The 17,906-nt window shown below is 39.4% G+C and carries 17 protein-coding genes and 1 pseudogene; 9 read left to right on the top strand and 9 right to left on the bottom strand.

Annotation, left to right across the window (positions count from 1 at the left end; translation table 11 throughout):
• Nucleotides 1–207: 207 nt before the first annotated feature.
• From H6G69_RS17480 to H6G69_RS17445, 8 genes and pseudogenes are all read left to right on the top strand, one after another.
• Nucleotides 208–1,941, top strand: a complete 1,734-nt coding sequence (locus tag H6G69_RS17480; RefSeq protein ID WP_190689754.1) for an ABC transporter permease subunit — start codon at nucleotides 208–210, stop codon at nucleotides 1,939–1,941.
• 338 nt (nucleotides 1,942–2,279) lie between these two features.
• A complete protein-coding gene (locus H6G69_RS17475; protein ID WP_190689751.1) occupies nucleotides 2,280–3,623 on the top strand; it encodes a nitrate/sulfonate/bicarbonate ABC transporter ATP-binding protein in 1,344 nt (447 codons plus the stop codon).
• 352 nt (nucleotides 3,624–3,975) lie between these two features.
• Nucleotides 3,976–4,248: a GlsB/YeaQ/YmgE family stress response membrane protein gene (locus H6G69_RS17470; protein WP_190690045.1), complete on the top strand. Its 273-nt coding sequence runs from the start codon at nucleotides 3,976–3,978 to the stop codon at nucleotides 4,246–4,248.
• Between the two features lie 412 nt (nucleotides 4,249–4,660).
• The gene (locus H6G69_RS17465) at nucleotides 4,661–5,353 is read left to right on the top strand and encodes a manganese catalase family protein (protein ID WP_190689748.1); all 693 of its coding nucleotides are present in this window, start codon (nucleotides 4,661–4,663) and stop codon (nucleotides 5,351–5,353) included.
• Nucleotides 5,354–5,692: 339 nt separating this feature from the next.
• The gene (locus H6G69_RS17460) at nucleotides 5,693–5,938 is read left to right on the top strand and encodes a hypothetical protein (RefSeq protein WP_190690053.1); all 246 of its coding nucleotides are present in this window, start codon (nucleotides 5,693–5,695) and stop codon (nucleotides 5,936–5,938) included.
• Nucleotides 5,939–6,013: 75 nt separating this feature from the next.
• Nucleotides 6,014–6,658 (top strand): Uma2 family endonuclease, encoded by a 645-nt coding sequence (locus H6G69_RS17455; RefSeq protein ID WP_190689745.1) that lies wholly within the window; start codon nucleotides 6,014–6,016, stop codon nucleotides 6,656–6,658.
• Between the two features lie 149 nt (nucleotides 6,659–6,807).
• Entirely contained in the window at nucleotides 6,808–7,974 is a 1,167-nt protein-coding gene (locus H6G69_RS17450; RefSeq protein ID WP_190689742.1) for a pyridoxal phosphate-dependent aminotransferase, read from the top strand.
• A 177-nt stretch (nucleotides 7,975–8,151) separates the two neighbouring features.
• A pseudogene (locus H6G69_RS17445) lies at nucleotides 8,152–8,957 on the top strand (transposase).
• Here H6G69_RS17445 and H6G69_RS17440 read toward each other — a convergent pair.
• The 6 genes from H6G69_RS17440 to H6G69_RS17420 form a co-directional block, all read right to left on the bottom strand.
• On the bottom strand, nucleotides 8,944–9,747 hold the full coding sequence (locus tag H6G69_RS17440; RefSeq protein WP_190689739.1) for an iron-siderophore ABC transporter substrate-binding protein: 804 nt from the start codon (nucleotides 9,745–9,747) through the stop codon (nucleotides 8,944–8,946). The pseudogene H6G69_RS17445 and the gene H6G69_RS17440 overlap by 14 nt on opposite strands.
• Entirely contained in the window at nucleotides 9,741–9,941 is a 201-nt protein-coding gene (locus tag H6G69_RS17435) for a hypothetical protein (protein ID WP_190689736.1), read from the bottom strand. The genes H6G69_RS17440 and H6G69_RS17435 overlap by 7 nt, the downstream gene beginning before the upstream one ends.
• A 13-nt stretch (nucleotides 9,942–9,954) precedes the next feature.
• Nucleotides 9,955–11,214, bottom strand: a complete 1,260-nt coding sequence (locus tag H6G69_RS17430) for a TonB-dependent siderophore receptor (protein ID WP_242072099.1) — start codon at nucleotides 11,212–11,214, stop codon at nucleotides 9,955–9,957.
• On the bottom strand, nucleotides 11,205–11,684 hold the full coding sequence (locus tag H6G69_RS33970; RefSeq protein ID WP_242072098.1) for a hypothetical protein: 480 nt from the start codon (nucleotides 11,682–11,684) through the stop codon (nucleotides 11,205–11,207). Before H6G69_RS33970 ends, H6G69_RS17430 begins: the two co-directional genes overlap by 10 nt.
• Before the next feature lie 21 nt (nucleotides 11,685–11,705).
• Nucleotides 11,706–12,716, bottom strand: a complete 1,011-nt coding sequence (locus tag H6G69_RS17425) for an AMIN domain-containing protein (protein WP_242072097.1) — start codon at nucleotides 12,714–12,716, stop codon at nucleotides 11,706–11,708.
• 109 nt (nucleotides 12,717–12,825) lie between these two features.
• Nucleotides 12,826–13,830 (bottom strand): AraC family transcriptional regulator, encoded by a 1,005-nt coding sequence (locus tag H6G69_RS17420; protein ID WP_190689733.1) that lies wholly within the window; start codon nucleotides 13,828–13,830, stop codon nucleotides 12,826–12,828.
• Nucleotides 13,831–13,956: 126 nt separating this feature from the next.
• Here H6G69_RS17420 and H6G69_RS17415 point away from each other — a divergent pair, with 126 nt between their 5' ends.
• Nucleotides 13,957–14,826: an Rpn family recombination-promoting nuclease/putative transposase gene (locus tag H6G69_RS17415; RefSeq protein WP_190689730.1), complete on the top strand. Its 870-nt coding sequence runs from the start codon at nucleotides 13,957–13,959 to the stop codon at nucleotides 14,824–14,826.
• Between the two features lie 38 nt (nucleotides 14,827–14,864).
• Here H6G69_RS17415 and H6G69_RS17410 read toward each other — a convergent pair whose 3' ends face one another.
• The 3 genes from H6G69_RS17410 to H6G69_RS17400 form a co-directional block, all read right to left on the bottom strand.
• Nucleotides 14,865–15,242 (bottom strand): DUF1636 domain-containing protein, encoded by a 378-nt coding sequence (locus H6G69_RS17410; protein ID WP_190689728.1) that lies wholly within the window; start codon nucleotides 15,240–15,242, stop codon nucleotides 14,865–14,867.
• The gene (locus H6G69_RS17405) at nucleotides 15,229–16,224 is read right to left on the bottom strand and encodes an iron-siderophore ABC transporter substrate-binding protein (protein ID WP_190689725.1); all 996 of its coding nucleotides are present in this window, start codon (nucleotides 16,222–16,224) and stop codon (nucleotides 15,229–15,231) included. Before H6G69_RS17405 ends, H6G69_RS17410 begins: the two co-directional genes overlap by 14 nt.
• Nucleotides 16,225–16,353: 129 nt before the next feature.
• On the bottom strand, nucleotides 16,354–17,906 hold a 1,553-nt coding region (locus tag H6G69_RS17400; RefSeq protein ID WP_242072096.1), incomplete at its 5' end, for a TonB-dependent siderophore receptor.

Genomic DNA, 17,906 nt, shown 5'->3' with positions numbered 1-17,906 from the left:
TAAAATCAATGAAGTTTAGTAAATTTTGCTAATAGGACAAAAAAGTAATTTTGTCTAGAGCAATTAGACTTATAGATGCAGTAAATGATGATGCTACATCTGTAAGTAAAAAACTGGCGATCGCACTCATCAAACCTGTGTAACAAAAGGCAATATGATATTGACGTAACACAAGCGGCTGCTTGCAGCAAAAAGGGAGCTAATATCATGCTGCGGCGAACTTTTCCCTCGCCAGAAGCGTTACGACGCTTACCGTTTGGTCTAGCTGACGTTGCTTTGATACTCGGTACTTTAGTATTAGTCGGGTTAATTGCCCGTATAGGTGCAGGGACGCTAATCAGTTTTGTCCCACCCAATGTTGTACCTAGTGTCAGCTTAGATCCTGTAAACTTGCCATACTATGCCGGGCGTTCAACATTAAGAATGTTCATTGCCCTATTTTGCTCAACGTTATTTACTTTAATATACGGCTACATTGCTGCTAAAAATCGGCGGGCAGAGCGAGTTTTAATTCCTCTTTTAGACATTTTGCAGTCAGTCCCAGTCTTGGGCTTTTTATCTATTACAGTCACAGGTTTTATTGCCCTATTTCCTGGTAGTTTATTGGGATTAGAAGCAGCCTCGATTTTTGCAATTTTTACCAGCCAAGTCTGGAATATGACTTTTTCCTTCTACCAATCGCTGAGAACCGTACCACCAGAACTTGACGAAGCCGCAAGACTTTATCGTTTATCAGCATGGCAAAGATTTACAAAATTAGAAGTACCTTCAGCGATGATTGGGTTGCTGTGGAACGCCATGATGAGTTTTGGCGGTGGCTGGTTTTTTGTTGCAGCGAGTGAAGCCATCAGTGTATTAAACCAAAAGTATACACTTCCGGGACTGGGTTCTTATGTTGCAGCTGCCGTTGTCAAAGAAGACTTACCCGCTTTAGGTTGGGCATTCCTGACCATTGCTATAGTGATTTTATTGACAGACCAACTATTTTGGCGACCATTGATTGCTTGGTCAGATAAATTTCGCCTAGAGACCAGTGCAGCAGCAGAAGCGCCGGAGTCTTGGCTGTTAGATTTAATCAAAGCTGCCCGACTTCCGAGTTTGATTGGTCAAGCTTTAACACCAGTGGGAGAAGCAATCAACAAGTTGTTATCTTCATTTAGCACACCAGGTCAGACTTATAATGTAGATGAAAATCGACAGGTATTGAGCGATCGCCTCTACAACTTTGCTTTATTAGTGATAATTGGCGCACTGCTGATTACCGGATTGCACTTTATATTTACCACAGTCGGCTTAGGTGAAGTAGTCAAAGCATTTTTGTTAGGATTACTCACCTTGGGACGTGTGTTGCTATTACTAGTCATCGCCACAATTATCTGGACACCAATTGGTGTAGCGATCGGTTTTAACCCCAAATTAGCACGTTTATTACAGCCTGTAGTGCAGTTTTTAGCCTCCTTTCCCGCCAACTTTATCTTTCCCTTTGCTACTTTATTCTTTATTCGCGCCCACATCAGCATCGATTTCGGTAGTATCTTCTTGATGTCTTTAGGCGCACAGTGGTACATTCTATTTAATTCCATCGCTGGAGCCATGAGCGTTCCCACTGATCTGCGGGAAATGGCAAAAGATGTAGGTTTAAATGGCTGGAAATTATGGCGTAAATTAATTATTCCCGGTATTTTTTCTTCTTGGGTGACAGGTGGTGTTACCGCTAGTGGAGGAGCCTGGAACGCCAGCATTGTGTCGGAAATTGTCAGTTGGGGACAAACCACTTTAACAGCCACAGGTTTAGGAGCCTATATTGCCGAAGCAACCACAGTTGGTGACTGGCCCCGCATCACCTTGGGAATTGGCATGATGAGTCTTTATGTAGTTGGGTTAAATAGATTATTCTGGCGACGTTTGTATCATTTAGCAGAAACTAAATACCATTTGTAGACGATTTTGATTGCCAAACTGGATGTGTATCAGGATTTACGCACAAAGGTTGTCTGTGAAGAATGGGTGTGAGGGTGTAAGGGTTTTGAACACATACACCCCTATACCCCTTCACCCTATCCCAAGTTGATGTTTTCAATTGCAAACTTGAGCAAAAAGCAGTGTAATACCAATTCGCAATTCGCAATTCGCAATGACGCGACGCTCGTTCCTCGCTAACGCTTCGCTATCGCAGGCTCGCTAACGCTGCGCTAACGCAATTCGCAATTAAGAAATCTAGCTCCAGTAAGACTTTCCTAATTTCGATCTGTCGCATTTTTTTTAAAATTGGTGTAATTATGACAAAAATAACCCCCAGTACAGAGCAAACACTCATCGCCGTTGAACAAGTTAATAAAAGTTTTCTCCTCCCTGATGGCAAAGGCGAGTTTACAGTTCTACGTCAAATTAACGCCAAAGTATGTTCAGGTGAAGTTGTCGCTTTGCTAGGACGTAGTGGTAGTGGCAAAAGTACTCTGCTGCGAATTATGGCAGGTTTAATTCCGCCCAGTGATGGACAGGTAATTAGTAATGGTAAAAAGTTACAAGGTGCTAACAAAGATGTGGCAATGGTGTTTCAAAGCTTTGCCTTACTACCTTGGTTAACAGTACAAGAAAACGTAGAACTAGGGTTAGAAGCACAAGGAGTCAGTCGAGAAGTACGACGACAACGCGCCCTCAAAGCTATTGACTTGGTAGGTTTAGACGGTTTTGAAAGTGCCTATCCCAAAGAATTATCTGGTGGTATGAAACAACGGGTTGGCTTTGCGCGGGCGTTTGTCATTGAACCGCAAGTATTATTTATGGATGAGCCATTTAGTGCTTTGGATGTACTCACCTCTGAGAACTTGCGGGGTGAAATTGATGACCTATGGAATGCTGGTAGTTTTCCTTCTAAAAGTATATTAATTGTTACCCACAACATTGAAGAAGCCGTATTTTTAGCCGACAGGGTAATTATTTTAGGTGCAAATCCAGGGCGGGTGCGGGGTGAAGTTGTGATTGATTTACCGCGTCCTCACGATCGCACTCATCCCCGATTCAAAGCTTTAGTAGACTATATTTATACGGTCATGACTAACCCGGAAGCTGAAGTTACAGGCGAAATCACAATTGCACCACCAGCAAAAAGTAAATCACCTTACGCCCAAACACTACCTCATGCACGAGTTGGCGGAATTAGCGGTCTTTTAGAATTAATTGTTGAACAGCCAGAAAGTCAGGAAGATATTTTTAAGTTAGCAGAACGGATACAACTAGCAGTAGATGACCTGTTGCCCATTTTAGATGCTGCGGTTTTGTTGGGTTTTGCTCAAATAACCCAAGGTGATGTGCAACTGACTGAAATTGGCCGTGACTTTGCAACCACAACCATTCTCCGCAGTAAAGACCTGTTCCGCCAACAAGTGCTGCAAAATGTCCCCATGTTAGTCAGTATGGTACAAACACTACGCGAAAAACGCATCGGCTCAATGCGAGCAGATTTCTTTGTCGATTTATTAGATGAACATTTTCCGCACATAGAAGCTGAACGACAATTTGCGACTGCTGTTGACTGGGGGCGCTATGCAGAATTATTTGAGTATGATGCTAGGGAAGAACGTCTTTATCTACCAGAGCCAACCTTTGCAGAGAATAGATAATATTCTGTCTGGGTAATCAGTGATGACATCAGGTTTGGACTTTTCAAACTACTTTTTTCTGGCTCATTAAATTACAACCTTTCTATCCCAAAATTTGCATCTAGTAACCAAAGCATTTTTATTTTGTAATTATTTTTATTAGAATTAGACAACAAATAATTAACTACTTTTAATTCAAAAATCATATACTGATATCAAAATTTCTCAACATGAATGAGACAGATAGATTAACAGAATCTCGAATCCAAAATGATATTATCTATCTTTTGGCTTGACAACTTACCTCATCTGGAAGAAATGCCCAGGAATCTATGTTGCTAATCTAAGTACAGATGAGATGTCTGAGGTTGTTATGAATATTATTGCTTGGATTATATTAGGTCTATTAGCTGGTGCGATCGCCAAAGCCATTTATCCTGGTTATCAAGGTGGTGGTATACTTTCCACAATGATTTTAGGTATTGTTGGTGCTTTTATTGGTGGCAGTTTATATTCATTATTGCAATCAGGAACGTTGCAGTTAACAGCCACAAGTTTTAGCTTACCTGGTTTACTAATTGCAGTTATTGGTGCGATTATTGCTATTTATTTATGGGGATTGTTGCAAAGAAGCAGCAATGTTTAAACTAGCGTGAGTAAAACATTATTAAATTAAGAGTGTATTTGGTTTAACCATAACACTCTTTATCAACTCAAAACATAGTTGCTTACGCATTGTAACCATTATATCCCCACATTAAAAAGCTAGTTCCCAAAAAATCATAACCTAATTATATTTAGGAATTACGCCTGAAAACGAAAAATCAAGGGTTTGGAGAAGTGGACAAGGCAAAAGTGTAGGAGTATATATCTCTAAAACCCATTAACCCCACACCCAATACCCTTACACCCAACCTCCACAGACAAACTTTGTGCGTAAGTCCTAATATTTTTGGCAGTATCCAAAATTATCTAGAAAAGCAGTTAAAAACTATAAACTGCCAAGGCAATAAATTTATTGTCTTCTGTTTTTGGTGAAAATCTTCAAGAGGTATTCCATGTTTTTCCACAAAAAAGAGCCAATTCATGTTGTTAATGTGAATGATAGCAATCCTAGATTTGCTCAGTTATTGCTAGAGCAGTTTGGTGGCGCAACTGGAGAATTAACCGCTGCTTTGCAATATTGGGTGCAATCTTTCCATATTGAAAATGCTGGAATTCGTGATATGTTGCAAGATATTGCCATCGAAGAATTCGGGCATTTAGAAATGGTTGGTAAGCTTATCGAAGCTCACACTAAAAATTCCGATCAAACAGAAGCTTATAAAAGTACTTTGTTTGCCGTTCGGGGAATCGGCCCTCACTTTTTAGATAGCCAAGGTAATGCTTGGACAGCAAATTATATCAATGAAGGTGGAGATGTAGTCCGCGATTTAAGAGCGAATATTGCGGCTGAAGCAGGCGCTCGTCAAACCTATGAAGAGTTAATTAAGCTAGCACCTGATCAAGGCACAAAAAATACTTTGGTGCATCTGTTAACCCGGGAAATTTCCCATACTCAGATGTTTATGAAAGCTCTTGATTCTCTGGGTAAATTGACAGATCCATTCTTCGGGAATATTCAACCTGATGAAACAGTAAATATTTACTATAATCTGTCCAGTAATGGCACTCAAGATGAGCGCGGCCCTTGGAATTCTGAGCCTGCATTCAAATACATTGCTAATCCTTTAGAAAGCAAGACTCACTAAAGTTTTTGTCTTCCTAATTTCTTTGTCAAACCTCAATGATAATGACGTGAGTCATTACACTGACTCTGCGAATACAGTGTAGGCTATCTAAAAATGAAAAAGCGCCTGGGAGTGTTGCCGTGTTTCCACCCCATGCGCTCTTTCTTTTCAACTTGCTCCTCACACACAAATATACATTAGCACCCATTCGCAAATTTAGTAAATCTGTTATGTGACAGTTTCCTAATTGCATCTGGTGTGATACGCAATACTTACGCACAAAGGTTATTTGTGGAGATGGGTGTGAAGGTTTTGGGTGTAAGGGAAAGAATCAAAATCACTATTTGCTAGCATGGTATTATGCTAGCAAAATTTTTATTTACCATGATTGGAATAAACTGGAAGAAATATATCAAATGCTGTCTAGAAATGTCTCCTGCTAAGAGAAAAGACCCAAACTACATACAGTTGAATACAGATGTAAGAAAAGAGATAGGGCTTAAATTTAAAGCTACTTGTACTCTTAAACAAATTTCATTAGGCGAGGGATTAGAGCAAGCAATCGCGCTTTGGCTAGAACAACAAAACCAGGAGGGTGTAGTATGACTAACACACCAGGACAGCAAGATGATCAGCCAAGTGCCAAAAGAATTATTGGGTGTTATTCCAACAGAGGTCTAAATGGTCGCAACTTCTCCACTGGCAGAAACAAGAACTGTACTTAAAAACATTAGTTGGCAAACGTTTAAAACTATGCTTGCTGAGATGGGAGTAGAGCGTAACTCTCGGCTTGCCTATGACAATGGAATAGTAGAAATTATGACCCCACTAATGCCGCATGAGAACTCAAACCGCCTGATAGAGGGGTATATTCTTGTGCTTTGTGAGGAATTTGGCTTAGAAGTTAAAAGTACTGGCTCCCTGACTTTGGCACGGGAAGATTTAGAGCGCGGAGGTGAACCCGATAGCAGTTATTACATCCAAAATGAACCCTTAGTCAGAAATAAAGAAAATATTGATTTAACCAATGACCCACCACCAGATTTGGTGCTTGAAGTGGAATACTCAAGACCCAAAATAGATAAATTCTCTCTCTATGCCTCAATGGGTATCCCTGAGTTTTGGAGATACAACGGCACTGTTTTGCGAGTTTATACCCTTTCAGGTGGACAATACTCCGAAGTCGAGCTTAGTCCTACTTTTGCGCCAGTACAGGTGCGAAATATTCCTCAATTTATTCAGGAGAGTAAAAAAATTGGGCAACTAGCAGCTAAGAAAGATTTTCGTGACTGGGTGAGACAGCAAAAATCTAGATTAGATGGCTAGTGATGATAAAAGAAACAGCAGCACATTACAAATTGATTACTCCATCAATTGCAGATATAAGTTACCGCAACTTTTATCGGATGATAAAAAGGATAAACTTTCAGCCTTGAGTCTCTGGCTTTTGACACATAACAACTGACGAATCACAAATGACTAATTTAATTTCACGGATGCAGGCGGTACAGTCGCCGATAATTCCTGTGGTTGGGGAATTGATTCAAAATTCGCCTGGGACGATTTCTCTAGGACAAGGTGTGGTTTCATATAGTCCGCCGCCAGAAGCAGTGGAATTTTTACCGAAGTTTCTCGCTGAACCGACAAATAATCTTTACAAAGCAGTGGAGGGAATTCCACCGTTATTAACAGCACTGACAGCAAAATTATCTAGCTTTAACAAAATTGAAATTAATGATGATAACTGCATTGTGGTGACAGCAGGAAGCAATATGGCTTTTATGAATGCCATATTAGCGATTAGTGCTCCGGGTGATGAAGTTATTCTCAACACACCTTATTATTTCAATCACGAAATGGCAATTACAATGGCGGGTTGTCATCCGGTGTTAGTAGAAACAGATGAAAATTATCAGTTACGTCCAGAAGCTATAGCCGCTGCAATTACACCGAAAACACGCGCTGTGGTGACAATTTCCCCGAATAATCCTACAGGTGTTGTTTATTCAGAAGTTGCGTTGCTCCAAGTTAATCAAATTTGTGGCGATCGCAATATTTACCATATCAGCGATGAAGCCTACGAATATTTTACCTACAATGGAGTGAAACACGTTTCACCTGCTGCATTTCCTGGTAGTAGTAATCACACAATTTCTCTTTATAGCCTGTCTAAAGCCTATGGTTTTGCTAGTTGGCGTATTGGTTATATGGTAATTCCTCAACACTTACTTGTCGCTGTCAAAAAAGTTCAAGATACAATTTTGATTTGTCCCCCTGTGATTTCTCAGTATGCAGCTTTAGGCGCATTACACGCCAAAGATAAATATTTACAAGAAAATATCGGAGAAATTGCCAAAGTCCGCGAGTTAGTTTTAGATTACCTTCACTCTCTGCAAAATTTATCTACTATTGCACCTGCTGATGGAGCTTTTTATTTCTTTTTAAAAGTGCATACTCAAATAGATGCTTTTGAGTTAGTTAAACAACTCATTCAAACATACAAAGTTGCCGTTATTCCTGGTACAACATTTGGTATGGAAAAAGGTTGCTATCTGCGTGTTGCTTATGGTGCGTTACAACAACAGACAGCCAAAGCAGGTATTGAAAGATTAGTACAAGGGTTACAAAAAATAATAATATAGGTTCTTCCGGTAGTTTTATGGTATCTACTAAAAATTAGTAAATTTGAGTAACTAAATTTTAGTGATGTTTAGGCATAAAATAATTGCTATGTAAGCATTTCAGCAATTTTACATATAATTAAATAAACCAAGTAGCCTAATTTATACTATATCATAGTAAAGTTTTAGGCGATCGCTATGAAATTCCCTATAGAGCTAATCTTGAATCTGTCCGATATGAAAGTATTAGATTTTCAGGAAATTGAAGGGGGAGAAATAATTATAACGATAGAAAAAAATGTGAATTATTCGACTTGTCCCAATTGTCAACAAATTACTTACAGTATACATCAAAATCATTGGCGGATGATTCATGATTTACCTTGGAATAAAAAACCAGTACTCTTAAAAATAAATCGTCGCCAATTTAAATGTCATTAGTAGAAGAATTAATGCCAAATGCTAATGTAACTGCTGACAGATTTCATGTAATGAAACAAGTAAATGATGAATTAGACACTATGCGTAAAACTGAGAAAAAATTAGCGGCCGCGCTAGACGATAAATCCGAAAAGGAGCGAATATTGGGAGCATTAAATAAAAGTAAGTATGCCCTCATTAAAAATGAATATTCCTTGAATGAAAAGCAAAAATCAAAATTAAAATCTGTACTAGATGTATCACCAACTCTCGCTAAAATGCACGCATTTAAAGAACAATTTCGAGATATTTTTGAAACAACGGAATCTTGGGGAGATAGCATAATTAGACTATTAGATTGGAAGCATGATGCACGTTCATATTTTCCCAAAAGTTTAGGTACAATAGTTAGATTGTTTGGAGAAATAGTCGGTTATTTTGACGGCAGAACTACGAGTGGTACTGTAGAAGGAATTAATAATAAACTCAAGTTAATCAAAAGGCTTGGCTATGGCTTTCGTAACTTTAGCAATTTCCGATTACGCAGTTTACTAAACTGGCACTTTACTATTAATTCTCCATAAAATTAACCGAAGAACCACAAATATAAGTAGGAATAAAATAGACTCGGTTGTTTCTACTCGCACGTAATGACTGAGCAAGGGTGTTTGTTTGCCAAGATTTCTGCACAGATTGTAATTGAGTTTTGGTAAAAGTAGTTGTATTTTTTATATTGCTTAACTCAACAATGTTATACCCCTGGACAATTATTAAATCAGCATCAAGTTGGGGTAATATTTCTACCGAAATCGGTTGAGTAATAGTTGTTGGTGCAGAGTTGGAAACCTTAGCTAGTTTAAATCCAATATCCTCTAATAAACCCCCACAAAAATCTAGAGGAGTCACCAGATTGATTGATGAGTTGAGTTGTTCTGAGGACACCATCAGGACTTTTGGATAGGCTTTGACAACAGGTGCTAATATTTGACGAGTTTTTGTTATTTGTTGACGATGGGCTGCTATGATTTTTTTAGCTTGATCAGTGCGTCCTAATACTTGAGCGATCGCCTGTAAAGAATCTTGCCATTTATTGCCACCAACATAATCAAACAGCAGTGTGGGAGCAATTTGCGATAATTGACTATATTGTTGCTGATTTCCCCGAATATCCCCCAAAATTAAATCCGGTTTGAGTCTGAGAATAGTTTCTAGGGATGGATTGCTACTCATCCCCAGGTTAGCAATTGGTTGGGCGATGCGATCGCCTAAATAGGGAATCTGTTCTTGAGGACGATCAAAATCACCGCGACGATTGCTAAATATTTCCGCGTAGCCAATCGGCTGCACACCTAATGAAAGTACAATATCTAACATCTAATATCTAACATCTTGGGATTGAGAACTACAATCCGTTGTGGTTGTCCACAAATCTGCGTTTCTCCCCCCAGATGTTGCACTGTTTGACAATCACCTTTGGGTGTGATGTGGGAAGATGAAATGTCAGAAGGTTGGCGATGACAACCTAAAACTAATACCAATACCAAACAACTTAACAGCAATAATCGCACAACTACCCTCATCCTAAAAACTCACCGAAATTGAACCCACAACTGTAAATGGTTCTCCAGGAAGTCCTGCATTTGTGCGGCTACCAAATCCCCCCCGACTGTTTGTGTATTCAACATCAAATAGATTGCGGAAGTTAAGCGCAAACTTCCAATTATCGCGGCGGTAAAATAATGCTGCATTGGTAAGAACATAGCTATCTAGGGTAAAACTATTATTCAAATCTCCCTGACGTTCACCAACATAATTAATTCCGATTCCTCCACCCAAACCTTGCAAACTCCCGCTTTGAATTTCGTAGGTTGTCCATAAACTGGCTTGATGTTGAGGAATCCCAGTCAACCTATTTCCTACAGGAATAGTATTATCTTGAGTTATCGTTGCATCCGTATAGCTATAGGAAGCAATAATATTCCAACCGGGTAAAATTTTTCCTGTCAAGTCGAATTCTACACCTTGGCTGCGCTGTTCACCGGTGGCGATGGAAATACCCAAACCGGGAAAATTGGGATCTTCGGTAGCGACATTCTGTTTGGTAACGTCGAAATAAGCTAATGTCGCCAGCAAATTACCACCTAGTAGTTCTGTTTTTACCCCCACTTCAAATCCTTCTCCCCGTTCAGGTTCTAAGGGGTTGCCATCTGCGCCGATGTCATCCACACTGGGGTTAAACGATCGCGAATAACTACCGTAAAAAGAAACATTGGGAATTGGTTGATAAACTACGCCAATTCTGGGTGTCCAGGCAGAATCATTTTGAGTTGTATCACCACCTGGGTAAAATAAAGCAGGTACATTCTGATTTCTTTGTGCTACTGTCTCATAGCGCAAACCCAAAAGTAGATTTAATTGTTGAGAAATTTCGATTTGATCTTGCAGATAAATTCCTAAGCGATCAATTTCCGAATCGCGGTCAAACAGCAATATATTAAATTCTGGTCGATTTACGCCATAGCTGGGATTGAAAACATTAATGGGGAATGAGGTAAAGTTAGCTAAAGCAAAGCGGCTGGTATTAGTGCGACTCAAATCTGCACCAAATAGTAAAGTATGTTTGAGTCCAGCAGTGGTAAATTTACCAACAACGTTAGTTTGTAAGGCGTAATTGCGAGAGTTGAAATCATCTAAACTCATATCTTGCACCAGGCGACTGAAGTCGCGGCTACACAGACAAAACCCGCCTGCGCGGGTTCCAAACCCTTGATTTCTCGTCAGTCCGCGTAGGCGGACTTCGTTTGTATAGCCGCGAATTCCATTCGCTGGGGCTAGGTGCAAGATGTGAGTAAAGCAAATATTCGCTGGAGTTCCCCAGTTGTTTCATCAAATCCCAGAAATACGCTGAGTTTATCCGAGAAAACAGTAGAATCTGTGAAGCGAAAAGCATTGCGAATTGACCAATTATCGCTGAATTTGTGGTCTACAGATAAATTCAAACTCAAGAAATCACGCCGCAGAAAATCATCAGGTTCATTGAAAATCCTACTGCGCGGAGTATTGATCACGCCATTCCCAAAAGCCACTGTGCCTGAATCCCAAGGTTGTTCGCGGTTGGAGACTTGTAAATCAAAAGCCAGTTTGGTGCGATCGCTAATTTCCCATGTTAACGCAGGTGCGATAAAAAATTGCTTAAACTCTTGATCAAAATCACGAAACCCATCGCGCTGAGAATAAACAGCATTCAACCGATATAGTAGGCGTTTATCATCTGTTAAAGGCCCAGAAATATCTATCTGCGGACGAATCAAGCCATCCGAACCAAATTGTAGTTAAGTTTGATAAAAAGGTTCAGATAGAGGTTGTTTCGTGACGACATTAATTAAACCCCCTGGTTGAATCTCGCCATAAAGTATCGATGCTGGCCCTTTTAATACCTCAATGCGTTCTATATTGGAGACTTCGGGAATCTCCGCAAAATCATATTGACGAAAGCCATTTTGCAATACAGGCGCTTGGTCAAATCCGCGAATACTATAGTTTAAATCGCTAAATGTATCTGTACCGTTATAAACAACACTACTAGAATTTTGTAAAGCATCCTCCAAGCGCGTTACTTGCTGTTCTTCTAACACTTGACGAGGTATCACCTGAATTGATTGCGGAATTTTCAAAATTGGTGTACCTGTGCGTGTGGCTGTAGTCGCATTCGGTGTGAAATACTGGTCTTGTTCCCCGGTGACTACTAACTCAATTGGTTCATCCTGTTGCGCTGTTGGTTCTTCCTGTGGTGTCTGGGTGGCTGGTTGCGGTGATTGTGTCGCAGTCGTTGTAGATACTATGGCAAAAATTAAGCCTTCATCCCCATCAAATAACTCAACTGTAGGCAAAACTTTCTCACCTGCGATCGTCACACGCACATTATTTACATTTACATTCGTCACAGTAATTTCAGTAATTCCCGCAATGGGTTTTTCTGAACGAAATGTGAAACCTTCCTCTGATGGTAAACGCAACTGAGCATTAGGGATATCTGCAATTAAGTTATTACCTTCACTGCGATTTGTAACTTGCAGTTTATCCCCTTGGGTTGTCTCTAATATTACCTCCACACCTTTATCTGTGGGATTTGCCTTGACTCCTGTAATTACTACAGTTGATTGAGCCAGTAAAATTTTCCCCCTCGTGCTTTGAATGGTATTTTGCTGTTTTTCTGATGCCAATACCTGTACAGGTTGGCATAGATTACAGATGATCCCGACTACACCGACTACCAACCACAGATAAATTTTCAGTGATAATGCCAAACCCTTGCTGCTAGAAACAAAACCCCAACTTTTCATACTACTCCCTACACACCTCAAAAGAATATTGCTTATTGCGTATATTTCTTAATTACTAACAAACAGAGTGTAAAAGAGTAGAACTAGTTGAGTCTATCCCAAAACAGTCTTATAGTCCCGAAACCAGCTTTTTACCTAAACAACATTCCCGTGGTGTGATCCCAAACTTGCGCTTAAAAGCAGCCGCAAAATGTCCTAAATGAGAATAGCCGACAATATTAGCTACTTCCGCCACTGTAAAATCAGTATTCTGTAACAGTTGATGCGCTTGTTCCATACGCTGATTTGTCAAATAACCAAACACAGTTGTCCCAAACTGCATCTGAAATCCTCTTTGCAAGGTACTTTCACTCAAACCCACCTGTTGCGCCAATTCTAACAACAACGGCGGATTCTCCAAACTTGCTTGTAAAATTTCCTTGGCGTGATGAATTTTAGCAATGGTGTCTCTTTTTAATCGTGATGGTAATTGCTTTACTGTAGTCTCTTCTAAAAAAGGAGCTAACTGCAAAGCAATTAATTCTATGACTTTACCCTGTAAATATATCCGCCTAGTTACGCCTTGATAGGGACAGTTAATAATTTGCATGACAACACCTTGAATATTGGGATTAGTAGGAGAGTAAAGTAATGTTTGCCAATCGCTTTCTTTTGCTAAAAAATTCAATTGTGGCAACATTTCTCCATCTTTTCCAGGGAAAAAATTCTTTAATAAATGGGGCGGCATTTCTATATCAATACCCAAAATTCTTTGGGAATGCTGATAGAAAACATCAATTTTTTGCTGCATTCCACCACCAGAAATAAAGGTATTTCTATTTCCTCTCCCTATCTGTCTATACGTATCTGTATACATCCCTAAAGCTAAGGCATGAAATTGCAAGGGATGATGATTAATTGGGGTTTTTAACACCATATCATGATGATAGTCTTTGTCAAAAATACACAACCACAGTTGAGGATAGACTTCAATTGTGCGATAGTAGCCTCTACCAAGGTGTTTGGGCATTTGATCGAGATATTCATCTGCTTCTAACCCTGGGGATGCTTCCCTATTTCCCTTGCTTGCTTTTAAAAGTTCATTGTAGTCTTGACTACTTACAGTAATCGTCATTGTCAGGAATTGCCTACTTAATGATAATTATTTGCAATAATCATAGCATTAAGTTGAGCAGTAATGAAATCAGAATGTCAAGGTAAGTATGGTTAGATATTTAATAGGATTTCACTAAAATACTTCATGCGGCGTGACTCAATTTTTTACAAGCTATTTCAACAATCACCAACTCTGTTGTTTGAATTGTTAACTAATCCTCCCACTAATGCTGAGGCCTATCGGTTTGATTCAGTAGCAGTCAAAGAACCAAAGTTTGAAATTGATGGGGTCTTTTTGCCACCAGAGGATGAAAGACCAGGGATAGTTTATTTTTGTGAGGTACAATTTCAAAGGGATGAACAGCTTTATGAAAGGGTATTTGCAGAATCATCATTATATTTCTATCGTCAGCGTAATAGATTTACAGATTGGCAAGTCGTGATTATTTACCCTTCTCGTAGTATCGAGCAAAGCGATATTTATCCCCATAGAAATCACCTGAATGGCGACCAAGTGCATCGTATATATTTAGATGAGTTGGGGGATATTCGCTCTTTACCTATATGGGTGGCTTTAATGGTGTTAACTACCCTTGATGATGAGCAAGCACCACAGGAAGCAAGGTATTTGCTTACAAGAAGTCAACAAGAAATACCTCAACTCCAAAATCGCGCCATAATAGAGCTATTGACAACTATCATGGTCTACAAGTTTGAAGATAAAAGTCAACGGGAGGTTGAAGAGATGTTAGGGATTACACTCAAAGAAACAAGAGTTTACCGTGAAATTAAGGAAGAAGGACGAGAAGAAGGACGGGAAGAAGGACGGGAAGAAGGGCGAGAAGAAGGAGAAAAATCGCTTGTTCTGCGTCAATTAACTCGTCGTGTGGGAGAATTATCTCCAGAGGTGCGTCAGCAAGTTGAATCTTTGTCCTTAGAACAATTGGAAAATCTTGGCGAAGCACTGTTAGATTTTCAGGGAATGGCTGATTTAGAGGCTTGGTTTAATCGCTGAAGTTGAGTCAGGATCATCCTAAAAAGAGATAATCGCCGCTACCTTTCCCCTGGTGGAATTTGTGCGAAAATAGCAGCTTGTAACACTTCAGGTAATTTTTTCCAAGCTACGTTACCTTTGGGACTCTTAATATACAATTGCATAAATTCTAGTAATGATGCTGCGCTTTCTTCTGGAGTCAAATTGACGAAAAGATAGGTGGGTTTGTCTGGGTGGGAAGCCGCTACAACACAGCCGTAATTACAAGCCCACAAACATTCAACGGGTTTAATCTCTAGTTCATTTAGTGAATCTTTTTCTTTACATAAATTATTTAGTTTGTCAAGTAAAAATTCACCATCAAAAGGGGGATTTTCTGGTCTTTCTTGGGAGGAATGATGACAAGATTTACAGACAAATAGGTTATATTTCGGCATGATTTTCAAGAATGTTAAAGATGTATTTATCAAGGTCATCAAGCATTGCATAAGCTGCAAGCATATTCAGCCCCCGCCAAACGGAAAAATCTACTAGATAAACTTGATTTTGTTGCACAGCGTTGATTTTAGACCATAAAGGTTTTTGCTGAAGTTTTTTGATAACAGTGTAGTCATCTTTTCGTAGTGGTGCAATAAACAAGATATTGCTATTAATCTTGGGTAATAGTTCTTCCGAAAGAGGTAAATCATAATCACCAGATTCGGCAAATATAGGGTTTAATATCCCAATATCATTTAAAATTTCACATGCAAAAGATTTTTGACGAGTTATAACTACTTGTCCGGCAGCGACATAAGCAAATGATATGCTATTCTTTTGTTGGTTATTACCAATTGCTAGCTTTAATTGGTTAACACGTTGGTGATAGTAATTTATTAGTTGAATACCTGTTGCTGTTTTGTTTAAAATTCTGGCAGTATCTTGAATGTGTTGTTTCCAGTTCCCTCTAGTTTCGACCCAAGGTAGCACTACTGTCGGTGCGATTTGTGCAGCATATTTATAAATCCCTGCAAATCCTGGATGGGAAATTACAATAATTAAATCGGGATTAAGTAATACAAGTTTTTCTAAATTAATTTGACCACTAGAACTATGTAAAATTTCTACTCCCTCTGCTTTTCCTTGAAAGTAAGGAAAGTTATCTTCTATTTCCGTTGTAATCCAAGTGGCTATAGGTTTGGTGTCTAAGGCTAAAAGTGCAGCAAAACTATTAAAATCTAAGGTGACGATTCGTTGGGGGTTGAGGGGAATGCAAGTTTCTCCTTGGACGTGTTGGACTACTCGACATTTTGCGTTTTGTTGTGGAGATATTGAGTTTTTTGCTTCATAGGTAAAACTTTTACTACTAGCCCAAGTAGCAGTAAATATCAAAATACTTAATAAGAATAGGATAACAAAGCGATGTGAAATTATTTTCATAGATTTGTGCTTGATAAAACAGAATTGGTACACATCTCCAGAAATTGAGAAGATTATGGTTTCTGAAGATGTCTAAATAAATCCTTCTAGCTTTTATCCTCCAGTGTGAGTTAGAAAATTATGCAATTGTCAAAACGTCCAAGAAACTGTTCCCTGGACTGTAAATGGTTCACCAGGAGAGACGCGCAAACGATTGAAAGCATTTTCAAAATAATCTACGTCGAAGAGATTTCTGATATTAATAGCCGCACGGAATCTATCTTGTTTGTAGAAGATAGCGGCATTAGTTGTTAAATAGCTAGGTACTTCAAATGTATTTCCAGCATCTCCAGCGCGATCGCCTACATAAAACAATCCTAAACCAAAGCCTAAACCTTGCAAATTACCTCGCTGAATTTCGTAGGTTGTCCATAAGCTAGCAGCATGGGGCGTTGTCCGTTGCACGCGGTTGCCTACGGGAATGCTATTATCTTGGGTGACACGGGCATCGTTATAGGCATAACTAGCAAACACATTCCATCCTGGTAGTATTTCACCTGTAAGGCTGAGTTCAATACCTTGGCTGCGCTGTTCTCCAGTTTGCACAGAAAAACCTACATTATTTGGGTCTTCAGTTAAAACGTTCGATTGGGTAATGTCATAGAAAGCTAGTGTAGCCGAAAGCCTGTCATGAAAATCTGTTTTCACCCCAACTTCGTACTGTGTCCCCTTTGTCGGCTCAAAGTCACTCCCATCAAAGGCTTGACCAATAGCAGGTTCAAAGGAGCGACTATAGTTGGCATAAAGAGAAATAGCCGGGATTGGCTGATATACAATACCTATACGGGGACTAAAAGCACTACCTGATTGACTGGTTTCGGTTGCGGCGAGAAAATCTCTGTTGGTTTGGGTGAAGGTATCAAATCGACCGCTCAGGAGTAATTTTAAATTATCGGCGATCGCTACCTGGTCTTGTATGATGATGCCAAGTTCATCAGTGACGGTGTTCGTATCAAGTTCAAATGTGACTGCTCCTGGCGCTTGACCGTAAATCGGATTAAATAAGTCAATGGGTGCGCCGGTTCTACTTGTAAATTTTAAGGTATTGTTCAGCCTTCCTAAATCGATACCAAATAGTAATTGATGTTCGATTGCACCTGTGGCAAACTTACCGATCACATTTGTTGTGAATCTATAGTCACGATAGCGATCGTTGGAATCGTTAGCTGTTCTCAGTAAGGTACGATTATCAGCAAGCAGTCTCGTACCAACGTTAACACCAGTACCATCATAATTCAGGTAGCCATACCGAAAAGAATTATTTAATGACCAATTTTCATTAAATTTATGCTCTAATCTATATCCTAGTCTGGTATTTGTTACATTCAGCTCGCCTTCATTGGTAATGCGAGTACGAGGTATTTCGCCATTAGGATTAGAAAAGATAGTTCCAATCGCCGGTAAGCCTAAATTGTAGTTTTCTTGCTCTAAGTATTTATAACTTCCTTCAATAATCAGATTTGTGTTTTTGCTCAGTTCTAAACTCAAAACTGGCGCAATTACCAAGTTTCGAGTTTGGCTCAAATCTGTAAAAAACCATTCGCCACAAGTTAAAAATAATTGAATTTTGTCAATACATCTTTGTAAATAAAAATCCCTGCATAAGAATAATAATTGGTGGTAAGGGGAAGGAGGAAGGCGAC

The organism is Nostoc sp. FACHB-110 (assembly GCF_014697425.1).
Classification (GTDB): Bacteria; Cyanobacteriota; Cyanobacteriia; order Cyanobacteriales; family Nostocaceae; genus Nostoc_B.
This window is presented reverse-complemented; position numbering and strand designations above follow the sequence as displayed.